The 12868-nt window shown below is 56.0% G+C and carries 10 protein-coding genes; 4 read left to right on the top strand and 6 right to left on the bottom strand.

Annotated elements, in window-relative coordinates:
* The 3 genes from atpG to atpC all read left to right on the top strand — a co-directional run.
* On the top strand, nt 1-522 hold a 522-nt coding region (atpG, locus tag B2T33_RS14560), incomplete at its 5' end, for an ATP synthase F1 subunit gamma (RefSeq protein WP_286792418.1).
* Nucleotides 523-574: 52 nt separating this feature from the next.
* Nucleotides 575-1993, top strand: a complete 1419-nt coding sequence (atpD, locus tag B2T33_RS14565; protein WP_044827246.1) for a F0F1 ATP synthase subunit beta — start codon at nt 575-577, stop codon at nt 1991-1993.
* 41 nt (nt 1994-2034) lie between these two features.
* Entirely contained in the window at nt 2035-2439 is a 405-nt protein-coding gene (gene atpC, locus B2T33_RS14570; RefSeq protein WP_286792419.1) for an ATP synthase F1 subunit epsilon, read from the top strand.
* 103 nt (nt 2440-2542) lie between these two features.
* Here the strand turns inward: atpC and B2T33_RS14575 are convergent, their stop codons facing one another.
* The 4 genes from B2T33_RS14575 to B2T33_RS14590 form a co-directional block, all read right to left on the bottom strand.
* Nucleotides 2543-5125 (bottom strand): ABC transporter permease, encoded by a 2583-nt coding sequence (locus B2T33_RS14575; RefSeq protein WP_286792420.1) that lies wholly within the window; start codon nt 5123-5125, stop codon nt 2543-2545.
* 21 nt (nt 5126-5146) lie between these two features.
* A complete protein-coding gene (locus tag B2T33_RS14580) occupies nt 5147-5593 on the bottom strand; it encodes a response regulator (RefSeq protein WP_008889767.1) in 447 nt (148 codons plus the stop codon).
* A gap of 322 nt (nt 5594-5915) precedes the next feature.
* Complete coding sequence (ccmI, locus tag B2T33_RS14585) at nt 5916-7178, bottom strand: c-type cytochrome biogenesis protein CcmI (RefSeq protein ID WP_197146580.1); 1263 nt, start codon at nt 7176-7178, stop codon at nt 5916-5918.
* A 23-nt stretch (nt 7179-7201) separates the two neighbouring features.
* The gene (locus B2T33_RS14590) at nt 7202-9184 is read right to left on the bottom strand and encodes a heme lyase CcmF/NrfE family subunit (RefSeq protein WP_197146581.1); all 1983 of its coding nucleotides are present in this window, start codon (nt 9182-9184) and stop codon (nt 7202-7204) included.
* A 224-nt stretch (nt 9185-9408) separates the two neighbouring features.
* On the opposite strand from B2T33_RS14590, the gene B2T33_RS14595 reads away from it, so the two are divergent.
* Entirely contained in the window at nt 9409-10428 is a 1020-nt protein-coding gene (locus tag B2T33_RS14595; RefSeq protein ID WP_008889770.1) for a cation diffusion facilitator family transporter, read from the top strand.
* A 97-nt stretch (nt 10429-10525) separates the two neighbouring features.
* Here the strand turns inward: B2T33_RS14595 and B2T33_RS14600 are convergent, their stop codons facing one another.
* Both B2T33_RS14600 and arsJ read right to left on the bottom strand, forming a co-directional pair.
* Nucleotides 10526-11296, bottom strand: a complete 771-nt coding sequence (locus B2T33_RS14600) for a PhoH family protein (RefSeq protein WP_008889771.1) — start codon at nt 11294-11296, stop codon at nt 10526-10528.
* A 340-nt stretch (nt 11297-11636) separates the two neighbouring features.
* Nucleotides 11637-12863: an organoarsenical effux MFS transporter ArsJ gene (gene arsJ / locus B2T33_RS14605; RefSeq protein WP_286792422.1), complete on the bottom strand. Its 1227-nt coding sequence runs from the start codon at nt 12861-12863 to the stop codon at nt 11637-11639.
* Between the last annotated feature and the right edge of the window lie 5 nt (nt 12864-12868).

Genomic DNA, 12868 nt, shown 5'->3' on the forward strand with positions numbered 1-12868 from the left:
AAGGGCTCAGATGCGCTCAAGCGTGAATTTGGTGACAATATTGTCGCCCGGTATACTGGCATCGAGGGCAAGAAGGGGATTGATTTCTCTTCGGCAACCGAGGTGGCAGACAAGGTTCTGGCGCTGTATGACGAAGGCGAATTCGACGTCTGCACGATCTTCTACAACAAGTTCGTGTCCGCGATTTCGCAGGTGGCAACCGCTCAGCAGCTGATCCCGTTCGCGGGTGAAGAAGTTGACGGCGAGGAAGAAGCAACCGGTTCTTCCGCGGTTTATGACTACGAACCGTCCGAAGAAGCCATTCTGGCTGATTTGCTGCCGCGTAACGTTGGCGTCCAGATCTTCGGTGCTATGCTTGAAAGCAGTGCATCTGAACACGGCGCGCGTATGTCCGCGATGGATAACGCAACCCGCAATGCCGGCGACATGATCGACCGACTGAGCATCCAGTACAACCGCTCACGTCAGGCTCAGATCACCAATGAACTGATTGAAATCATTTCCGGCGCCGAGGCTTTGTAAGCGGGTCGCAGGAAGTTAACGGATAGCTTTGTCCGAGCAGGAGACAATACCTATGGCGAACAAGAAGGCGGGGAAAATTTCCCAGGTAATGGGCGCCGTCGTCGACGTTAAATTCGACGGCGAACTGCCTCCCATTCTGAACGCGCTGCATGTTGACAACAACGGTCAGCGCCTGGTTCTCGAAGTTGCACAGCACCTTGGTGAAAATGCGGTCCGTACGATCGCAATGGACACCACCGAAGGTCTGCAGCGCGGTCAGGAAGTCATCGATACCGGTGACGCGATCTCGGTTCCGGTTGGTCCGGAAACCCTTGGTCGTATTCTGAACGTTATCGGTGAGCCGGTTGACGAGCGTGGTCCGGTTACTGCAACCAAGACCGCACCGATCCACCGTGAAGCACCGGACTTCATCGACCAGTCCACCGAAACCGAAATCCTTGTGACCGGCATTAAGGTTATCGACCTTATCGCGCCGTACACCAAGGGTGGTAAAATCGGTCTGTTCGGTGGTGCGGGCGTTGGTAAAACCGTCCTTATCATGGAACTGATCAACAACGTGGCAAAAGGCCACGGTGGTTACTCGGTCTTCGCCGGTGTTGGTGAACGTACCCGTGAAGGTAACGACCTCTATCACGAGATGATGGAATCGGGCGTTATCAACCCGGAAGGCGAATCCAAAGCCGCACTGGTTTATGGCCAGATGAACGAACCCCCGGGAGCCCGTGCACGTGTTGCTCTGACCGGTCTGACCCTTGCGGAATACTTCCGTGATGAAGAAGGCCAGGACGTTCTGTTCTTCGTCGATAACATCTTCCGCTTCACCCAGGCTGGTTCGGAAGTGTCGGCACTTCTCGGTCGTATCCCGTCTGCTGTGGGTTATCAGCCGACGCTGGCAACCGACATGGGTGCGCTGCAGGAACGTATTACCTCGACCAAAAAAGGTTCCATTACCTCGGTCCAGGCAATTTACGTCCCGGCCGATGACTTGACTGACCCGGCACCGGCAACCTCGTTTGCTCACCTTGACGCAACCACCACGCTGAACCGTCAGATTGCCGAGCTCGGCATCTACCCGGCAGTTGACCCGCTCGACTCCACTTCGCGTGCTCTGGATCCGGGCGTTATTGGCCAGGAACACTACGAGACCGCTCGTGAAGTTCAGCGTGTTCTCCAGACCTACAAAGGTCTGCAGGACATCATCGCCATCCTCGGCATGGACGAGCTTTCGGAAGAAGACAAACTGATCGTGGCACGTGCCCGTAAGATCCAGCGTTTCCTTTCGCAGCCGTTCCACGTTGCAGAAGTCTTCACCGGTACTCCGGGCGTGTTTGTTCAGCTCGAAGACACCATCAAGGCTTTCAAAGCGATCTGCGCTGGTGAATATGACCACATGCCGGAACAGGCATTCTACATGGTCGGCACCATCGAAGAAGCCATCGAAAAAGCCAAGAAGATGGCCGAAGCTGCCTAAGGCAGCTTTGGTCCCCCTCCGGCTAAGGAGCGAGGATTGTCATGACTGATACGACTGTACTGGAACTTGTTTCACCGTCTGCCCTGCTCAAGTCTGAGCCGGTCGAGATGGTCGTTGTTCCGGGCACGGACGGGAATTTTGGTGTTCTGCCCAAGCATTCGCCGATGATCTCGACCATTCGTCCGGGTGTCATCGACATCTATGCAGGTGGTAAGGTTTCCGAACGTATCTTCGTTGCTGGCGGTGTTGCAGAGGTTAATCCCGAGCGTTGCACCATTCTGGCAGAAGAAGCGGTTCCGGTTGCCGATTTGAAAGCTGACGAAGCACAGGCCCGTCTTGAAGAGGCTCAGGCCGCTCTCAAGTCTGCCGAGACTGCACACGACAAAGCCAATGCCGAGCGTGCGCTCGACATTGCCCGTGCACAGATCCAGGCCCTGAGCAACTAAGCACTGCTTTCAGAAAATCATTTAAAAAAGGCCGTCCTGATGGGGCGGCCTTTTTTGTTGTCTGACGTGATTTTTGATCGTCTTGGGGCTTCCGGGTTTCGGCCTAGCCGCGCCAACCCGTCTGTGCGCGTAAACTTGCGGCCTGCAAAATCCAGCCGCCACCAAACCCAAGCACTACGATTGTGCCAAAAGCCGCTGCAATCAGGGGGCCCGCGATTGTCACGACCTGTGCGAGATCGATGGTGCCGATGGCCTGTGCTGCGATAATTGCAATCCCGCTGCCGGCCATCAGACCGATCAGGCCACTGATCGCAACCATCAGTCCGGTTTCAAGCGCCCCGGTTTGGGTGATTTGACGCGGCCGGATACCAAGGGCACGCAGCATGGCAAGTGTCTCAGTCTGGCGCTGGCGCAGCGCGATCAGCCCGCAAATAATCACCAGAACCGCACCAAGGGTGGCAAGTGAGGTGATCGCGAGCATTCCTGCAACAACGCCGTCAAACAAGCGGGTCAGTTTTGCCAACACGTCGTTGACGAAAATCACCGGGATGTTGCGATAAATCTCAGGGATCGGGTCCATCGACGCCCTTGCATCCATTGTGTCATTGAGCCGCACAGCACCGATCACCCCATGGTCAAAGGCCGGCGACATTGGCGACAGCACAATCGGGAAATCAAGGTCAAGTCGGGTCCAGTCAATCTGACGCAGATTGGCAATGCGGACGTTATGGGGTTTTCCCATGATATTGACCGTCAGGCTGTCCCCTACCGCTGCACCGATTGCCTTTGCGACACCGGCGTCGATGGATGCCAGCCCTTCATTAACGCTCTCTGGCGCCCACCACTGGCCATCTGTAAGCGTGCTTTGGCTCATGTATGCTGTCGGACGATCCATCCATGACATGCCCCGGTCGCCGCGCAGGAACCAGTGATAGCGCCGTGGTACTAGGGCCTGCGTCAATGGCGTGCCATTCAGATGCGTGACCCGACCGTGCAGAAACGGCATCTGGGTGATGCTTTGAACACCATCAGCGCCCAGGACATCTGCCTGAAAGGCGTCTTGTTCTGTGGGTGGGATATCGAAAAACACTACATCCGGGGTCTGGGACGGCAAGACGGATTTCAAATGCTGACCCGCCAAGCTGCCAAACAGCATAACCGCGGTCAGACATGCCATTGCCAGACCAAAGGACGCGGTGATGGTCACGGTCGGCGCAGATGGCCGGGCGATATTGCGCAATGCCAGACGAAGGGTGGGGGAAAGGCGATGTCGCGTTGATAACCTTCCTGCGATGGCCCGGATTATCTGCCCGAGACCGACAAAAAGAACCTGACAGCCGACAAGAACCGCCAACAAGACAAGCGAAAGCCAGCCAAGGTCAATCAGGGCACCGGCAATGCCAAGCAAGCAGCCTGCAATGAGGGCCTCTATGATTATGAGCTTGGTCCAACGGCGTTTTAAGGGGCTTTGCGTTTCACGTTGATCCTGATGGCGAAACAGGCAAGCCGGCGAAGCACCGCTGGCGTCGCGGATCGGGTTGATAGAAACAAGGGCAACAAAGCCGAAAACAAAGCCCGCAATCAGCGGGATATTCTCGAAAGTTGGCCTTGCGTCAAAGCCAATCATTTCGGCGAACAACGGACCAAGCACCGCGCCCGCGATTACAGTCAAAACAACCGCGATCAGGATGGCGAAGCCAGTAATAAGTCCCATTTGCCAGATAATGCTGGCGGCCACTTCCTGTGGCCGGGCGCCCAGACTGCGCAGGGTCGCAAAGCGCGGACGTCGCGTGGCAAGGTCGGCTGTCAGGGCATTTCGGATGGCACTTGTCGCGATGGCAAAGATCGCAATTCCCATCAGGCTGACGAAGGCAGATGCGAAATCCCCGATGCGTTCGAGCCCGGGGACGCCGTCCGCGGCACTGACAATCCGCCATCCGCTATCTGGAAATCGGCCTTCGATGGCAGCAATAATCTGATCCGGCGATCGCGTGTTATTCGGTGGCAGTTTGATCCGCAAATACCAATAAACCTGCTTGCCCGGTGCCAAAAGTGGGCTGTTGCGATACGCGTTGAGCCCGACAATCACGCGGGGACCAAGCGAGAATAGCCTGAATTTGCGTTCGGGCTCAGCGGCGATGCGCGCGCGGATCTGATAAGGCTGACCCCCAAGATAAAGAGTATCGCCAACTCTGTACCCGCCCTCTTCAACCAGTTCGGGGCCAACAACAATGCCGGGAGTGCCATCGCTGGTGCCAAGGGCTTCCGAAAGGGGAATGTCTGGCGACAGTGCCAGATGACCAAAAAGCGGATAGGCGGCATCAACCGCCTTCAGTTCGGAAAGTACGGCCGTTTGATTATCGGATGGCTGGACCATCACCCTTTGTTCGATTGTCAGGCTGAGTGTGCCAAGCGTTTCAAGGAAAGCAATTTCATCAATCCTCGGTGCCCGGTGAAACAGGCGCAGCGAGATATCCCCGCCGATGGTCTGTTGTGCCGACTGGCGCAACCCATCGCGAACCGACTGGGTCAGACTGACGGTCAGGACCAGAATGGTCGCGGCAAAGACAAGGGTGGCAAACAGGGTGGCAATGCCGATACCGGGCTTGCGCAATTCACGCAGCGCAATCCTAAGGCTCGTCGGGATGGGCCGGGATGTCAAAAGCAGAGATGTCGGGCGGCGCACGGCAGTCTCTCTGGCAGGGGGTTACGGCGTGGGGGTCAACGCCAGTCCCAGCCAGAAGGATTCGATCATTTTCATCAGTTCGATGAATTCTGTCACATCAACCGGTTTGCGCAAATAACAGTTTGCCCCGGCGGCATAGCACAGATCAACGTCGTGCTCGGCACCGGATGTTGTCAGAACGATTACCGGAATGGATGCGCAATTGGGATCATTGCGGATATCGCGCAACATTTCGCGGCCATCCTTGCGCGGCATATTGAGATCCAGAAGAATCAGGCGTGGGCGCGGTGAATTGCGATACGGACCATCTTGCTGCAAAAACTGCAGTGCGGTCATCGCATCCTTTACGTGATGCAATTCAACCGGTTGTTTGAATTCCCGAAGTGCTTCGCGCACCAGGCGCGCATCACCAGGATTATCTTCAATCAACAACAGGTTGTTTATTGAACCGTTCTTTTGATCCGGCATGCTGATCCGCTATCCTTAGGGATGAGCTTTTGGTGCGCATGGTCATCCCTGATCTTTTGTTTTGTGAGCCTGTCAATATTTTGATCCTAAAGAAAAAGATGGCCCCCACCATCGAAAGGTATTCTTTGGAATCACATATATGATGTATTTCTTATCTATCCTTAAGTCTTAATTTCATACCTCAGCACGAAGTTCAATTCAATAAGACTTCAGTAAAGTTGCAGATATTATCCGACTGTATGGGATATAATGGTTCAAAAGTGCAGGGAAAAGAGTTTCTGCAAAACAATTTTTATCGGCAATATTACCGATAAATGCCTGCTCAGTTCGCCGAGATGCCGATTTCTTGTACCAGCGAGTCGAATCGGGCAATCAGCTCCGGCTGGTCGGCAAACACCGTGCTGGCCTTCTCGAACGCCGCCTTGGCATCGTCTTCCCGGCCCAGCACCATATAGGCCTGCATCAGGCGGGCCCACCCGTCGGGATTGTTCGGCTCAGCCTCCAGCCGTTCGGCCAATCCATTGACCATCGACATGATCATTTGCTGCTGCTCTTCAGGTGTCATTTCCTGCGCGGCGGCGATGTCTTCCTGACTTGGGCCGGGGGAGTTGTTTTCGGCAATGTTCAGGCGTCCTTCAATGTCGATCCCCTGGGCAAGGGCGGCTTCATTGATCCGGCCAACCACCATCGGCAACCACGGGGCATCGCCCGGGGCACCATTGGCAAGCGCGATCCAGCGATCAACCGCCGCACCGACATTGCCTTCCTGTGCATCGGCAAGGCCAAGATAAAACTGGATGCGCGGATCGGTACTGTCGGTTTTTTCGGCTTCGCGCAGCACGCCACGGGCTGCTGTGTTGATTTGGCCATTATTGCTGCGGATCAGGCTTTCGGCATACATGGCCAGATAGTCACCGTCGCGTCCCGACCGTTTGACGGTTTCAAGAAACGCGGTTTGCGCTTCTTCCGGGCGGCCAAGCGCCATCAGGCTGGCACCCAGCAATTCCCAAGCCCGCAGATCATCTGGATTTTCCAGAAGCCTTTGCGACAGATCGCTAACGGCACGATTAAGCACCGACTGGCGGTCTTCATCCGCGGTCTGGGCCATGCGCACGGCATTGATTTCATCGGTGCGGCTGGTGATCGGGCGGTCTGGCATGGTCGGATTGCCAAGATCAAGATAAAGCCCGAACCCGCCTGCAATGAACAGCACAATAAAACCGGCGGCAATGGCCCGGACGGGTTTGTTTGCCGATGTCTGCGCGATGGTGTCAGTGGGCTGTTGCTTTTTGATGCGCTGATCGGCCGCCAGAATACGACGCTGAACTTCGGTGCGCGTCGCATCGGCCTGCTCGGCGCTTAGAACCCCGCGTTCAATATCACGGTCAATCTCGGAAAGCTGATCACGATAAACCGCAAGGTCGCGCGAAAGCTCGTTTTCCGGGCTGCCATCTTCAAGCTCCGATGCGGACGGCGCATCGCTTGCCTCATCCGACGCCGCTTTACGACTGCCGCCAAAAATCGGCCACAGAATGAACCCCGCAAGCAGCAGGGTAATCGCGCCAAGAACAATCCAGATGGTCATTATTTAGGTATCCTGTCCTTGGCTTATTCTGCGGGCACTGCTTTGGCGGCAGTTTTGTGGGAACGGGTTGGTGCCCCGATGCGATAACGACGATCCGAAAGCGACATCAAACCGCCAAACACCATGACAAGCCCGCCAAACCACATCCATGGGATCAGCGGTTTGACGTAAAACCGCGTGATCCATTTGCCACTTTCATCCTGATCGCCGATGACGGCATAGATATCGCCGGTGAAGCTTGATTGAATGCCGGCCTCGGTGGTTGGCATGCCTTCGACCGTATAGACGCGTTTTTCCGGTGTCAGGACAACGGTGCGTTCGCCCGGTGTGGTGATGGTGATTTCCGCTTCGCGGGCGGCATAGTTCGGCCCCTGATATTCGCGGATGCCAGACAGGATAAAGGTATGCCCGGCAAGTTCGGTGCTTTCGCCGACGGCAAGTGACTGAACGGCTTCCTCGGTCCAGGCCTGTGATCCGGTGATACCGGCCACCACGATTGCCACACCGGCATGGGCCAGCATCGTGCCGTGGGCCGAGCGCGGCAGATTGCGCATGCGGCGCAGGCTGGTGCCAATTGGCTCGCGGAACAATTTGATCCGGCCCGACCATTCAAGGATCGATCCGACAAACAGCCAGGCTGCAAGCCCCATCCCGAACAGGGCAAAGGCCGGGCCACCCGAAAGCCAAAGTGTCACCAGCACGACAACGGCGGCAACCGCAAGGGCGATCTTGAGCTTGTTAAACACGCCCAGAAGGTCGGCACGTTTCCACGGCATCAATGGCCCAAAAGCCATCGCGACAATCACCGGCGTGATGATCGGAACGAAGGTCGCATTAAAGAACGGTGCCCCGACCGAGATTTTCTCGCCAGTCAGGGTTTCAAGCAGCAACGGATAAAGCGTGCCGAGCAACACCATGGCGGCGGCAATCGACAAAAGGACATTGTTAAAAATAAGCGCCCCTTCGCGCGAAATCGGCTGAAACAGCCCGCCGCCCTTCAATGTCGGTGCCCGCCAGGCATAAAGTGTTAGCGACCCGCCAACCGCAATGAACAGCAGGAACAGGATAAACACCCCGCGCGTCGGATCGGTGGCAAAGGCATGCACCGAGGTCAGAGCACCCGACCGCACAAGAAACGTCCCCAGAAGCGAGAAGGAAAACGCCAGGATCGCCAGAAAGATGGTCCAGCTTTTCAGTGCGTCACGCTTTTCCACTACGATGGCCGAATGCAAAAGCGCAGTCCCCGCAAGCCATGGCATGAAGGATGCGTTTTCGACCGGGTCCCAGAACCACCAGCCGCCCCAGCCAAGCTCGTAATAGGCCCACCAGGAACCAAGCCCGATGCCAGCGGTCAAAAAGACCCAGGCTGCCAGTGTCCAGGGGCGCACCCAACGTGCCCAGGCCGGATCAACCCGGCCTTCAATAAGGGCTGCGACTGCAAAGGCAAAGGCGACTGAAAACCCGACATAGCCGAGATAAAGGAACGGCGGATGAATGGCGATGCCCGGGTCCTGCAACAGCGGGTTCATGCCTTCCCCATCCAGCGGCGGGTTCAAGACGCGCTCAAACGGGTTCGAGGTCAGAACAATAAACAGGATAAAGCCAGCCCCGATCAGCCCCATCACACCCAGCACACGGGCCAGCAGGGTAGGCGGAAGATTGCGGCCAAATGCCGCAACCGCGCCACCAAACAGGGTCAGGATCAGCACCCAAAGCAGCATCGATCCTTCGTGATTGGCCCAAACACCGGTGATCTTGTAGATCATCGGTTTGGAGGTGTGGCTGTTAGCCAGAACGTTAAGGACCGAGAAGTCGGAACTGACATAGGCATAGGTCAGCGCAAGGAAACTCGCCGCGACCAGTGCAAAGCATGCCAAAGCCAACCGTGGTGCGACGGCCAGAAGTGCGGCGTCACGCCGCGATGCCGCCAGAAACGGTACGGTGGATTGGGCCACTGCCATCACCAATGACAGTATCAGCGCGTAATGTCCGATCTCTACAATCATATTATCGTTTCTCGTCCCTAGCAGGCTTTACAGTATCAATTATGTGCCCGGATGCGACATATAATCCCTTTAAAAAGGCTTGGAAACCTTGCGGAATATCAAATATGCGCTATTTGCTGCCCTAGGACGGGCGAAAATATGGCAATAGACATTACATATTGTACGCAAACAGGCTATAAAACGGTGGTCAGTAAGCGTATTGGTAGGCCAGAGGTTGACAACTGATGAGTCAATGTCCCGTCATTGACATAGCACAGAAAGAGACTTGGGCGCGTCGTGCAACGACGGCCTCCATTGTCATTGCTGCGACACTGATCCTGATCAAGGCTGTCGGCTGGTTTCTGACCGATTCCGTCAGCCTTCTATCTTCGATGATTGATAGCATGCTTGACGTTGGTACCTCTGTGATCAACTTCATGGCGGTGCGGTCGGCCTGGCGTCCGGCGGATTACGATCACCGGTTTGGCCATGGCAAGGCAGAACCGCTTGCCGGTCTGTTCCAGTCTGCCTTCATGATTGGGGCTGCGATCCTGGTTCTGGCAGAGGCGGCATCGCGCATCACCGAACCCATGCCGATTTCCTTTGCCGTCGAAGGCCTTTGGATCATGGGCGTTTCGCTGATCATGACCATTGGCCTGGTTTTGCTTCAACGCAAGGCGGTGCGGATTTCAGGCTCCGCCGCAGTCGAGGCGGACTCGCTTCATTACAGCAGCGATATCCTGTCCAATCTGGCGGTGATGATTGCCCTGTTTGGCGGGATGTCGGGCCTTGCCTGGGCCGATCCGGCGATTGGTGGACTGGTTGCGATCTTCCTGCTGTATTCCGCGGTCAAGGTTGGTCGGACCTCGGTCAAGGTTTTGATGGATGCGGAACTACCCGAATCTGATAGCCAGCGCATCATCGAACTGACCATGAAAAACCCCGATGTCATCGGTATCCACCGTCTGCGGACCCGGTCATCGGGCGTGCATCGCTTTGCCGAGATCGAATTGATCATGGATGGCGGCATGCTGATGCGCGAATCGCACACCATCTGTCATCAGGTGATGGACAGCATCCGTGCCGAATATCCTGATCTCGATATCACCATCCATCCCGAACCGCCCGAAGACATCCATCTTGATGAATTCAGCGGCTATACCGAGGATCCGGAATTCTGGCACACCGGTCGTGCCAAACGTGCCGGGCAGCACGACATCCCGGTCAATAACAGTGGCGGCGAAGTCGCGGCCATGGGGCGCTAGGCGCCAGCCGGTTTCACAGATGACCACAAAAAATGGCGGACCCTTTCGGGCCCGCCTTTGTTTTATGCAGTGTTTTTGCAGTTTGCTGTGTTGAAACCTAAAGAACGGTCAACATGCTTGCGACCAGCGGGTGACGGACGATGTCCTTGTCACGCAGCTGGACACAGGCGACATCCTCGACATTTTCAAGACGTTCGGACATCTCCGAAAGACCCGACATTTCCGGCAGAAGGTCGGTCTGGTCCGGGTCGCCGGTCAGGATCATGGTGGAGTTCCAGCCAAGGCGGGTGACCAGCATCTTAAGCTGTCCGTATGTGCAGTTCTGCGCCTCGTCGATCACCACAAAGGCGTTGTTGAGTGTGCGACCCCGCATATAACCGATCGGTGCAATCTCGATTGTGCCGTCGGAGATATAAGTCTTAAGGCGCTTGGCCCCCAGACGATCATTGAGCGCATCATAAAGCGGGCGCAGATACGGGGCCATTTTGGCTTCGACATCGCCTGGCAGGAAGCCGATATTTTCCCCTGCTTCAACGGCCGGGCGGGCCAGAACGATGCGGGCGATATCGCCGTTATCAAGGGCTTCGACCGCCTTGGAAACCGCGATATAGGTCTTGCCGGTGCCGGCCGGGCCAAGGGCCATGACCAGATTGTAATTGTCGATGGCATCCATCAGGGCTGCCTGGTTTTCACTTTTCGGGCGGATGTTGCGGCGGTAGCTTTGATCGCGTTGTCCTTTCTGTTCTGTTCCGGTCTGATCCGACCCGCCAAGCGGGTGCCAATCAGCATTGTTTTCATCAAACAGTTCATGAACATTGTTATTAGACTGCTGCGGACGGTTACGACGACGTGCTGCGCGCTTACCCATGACAATCACCTCAACAAAGTGGCCAAAAAAGCAAAACGCGCCATTCCGTTATGGAAAGGCGCGCATTCAATTTTCATCTCGCGATGGAAGTGGCGGTAGGAGTTTCCGCCGGTCACAGCATGTTGCATGTGCGATCCGGGGGGCGAAAATTCTCGGTTTAAGACGCTTTTTCGCGGCACTCGGGAACTCCTCCTGCGGTCCAGTTATTGACCGTTAATTGGAATCGTACCCCTATATGCAGTGTCTTGTCACGGCTTTTTGCGCGATTAAAGTTTCATGAATTCGCTTTATGAGTCTTTTCAGGTATTTATCCCGCATCTGCGAAGGAAGTTTTTTCCAATCAACCGTGTGTTGGTGTCGCTGAGCGCGATGGCAACGCGGCACTGATCACCCAGGCAAGGGTTAAAAACGCGATTGATGTCACAAGACACCCGACCAGTCCGCCATACAGATACGCCACCCCCGAAAGCACCGTTCCGGTCAAACGCCCGATGGCGTTCGACATATAATAGAACCCGACATTCATCGCGACCTTGTCGCCCTCGGCATAGGCAAGGATCAGGTAGGAATGCAGCGATGAATTGATCGCAAAGACAATCCCGAACACCAATAATCCACCCAGAACGGCAAGTTCCGGGGCAAAGTCCTGTGTGATGGCGATGGCAATAGCAGCAGACACGGCAATAAGGGCGGCGATCCAGATTTGCGCAGTTCGGCCATCGGGTTCACGGGTTTTCGCACGCAGCATCTTCGGTGCAATGGCCTGAATAAAGCCATATCCGATCACCCAAAGCGCCATGTAACTGCCGACCTCAATATGGCCCCAGCCAAGCTCTGACGCCAGAAACACCGGAAGGCCCACGACAAACCAGATATCGCGCGATCCAAACAAAAACAGCCGGGCGGCGGACAGCACATTGATCTTGCGATCACGCGAAAAGACATCGCGAAATTTCGGCTTCATGGCGCCCGCCGGGCCTGCCATCGCAGAGCCGAGCGATATGGCAACCGCCACAAGTGTCAGCGCAAGACCCGCTGCCATCGCCAAAAGCGCACCGGAAAAGCCAAGCCAGGACAGCAACGCACCACCCATGAAAAAGCCCACACCCTTGAGTGCGTTCTTCGATCCGGTCAAAAGCGCGACCCAGCGGAAAAGCGCCCCTTCGGCATTTGCCGGGACCAGGACTTTGATTGCCGATTTGCTCGACATCTTGGTCAGATCCTTGGCCACCCCCGATGCCGCCTGAAGCCCCATGACATAGGCGACCGAAATGGCAGGGAGCCAATCAGGATTGGTAAATGAAAGCGCGGTCAGCGATGCAATTTGTAATACCAGTCCGGCAAACAGGGTAAAGCGCAATCCGCGTGCCTGTGCTAGCCATCCACCGACCAGATTGGTGACGATCCCGGCCACTTCATACAGGATGAACAAAAGCGCGATTTCAAATGCCGAATAGCCCAGCGCATGAAAGTGCAACAGCACCAACATACGAAGCGCCCCGTCGGTCAGGGTAAAGCCCCAATAGGCCCCGGTGACCAACGCATAGTTGCGGATTGCGGCCGACATTTTTG

This window comes from Thalassospira sp. UBA4513, from assembly GCF_002388495.1.
GTDB lineage: Bacteria > Pseudomonadota > Alphaproteobacteria > Rhodospirillales > Thalassospiraceae > Thalassospira > Thalassospira tepidiphila.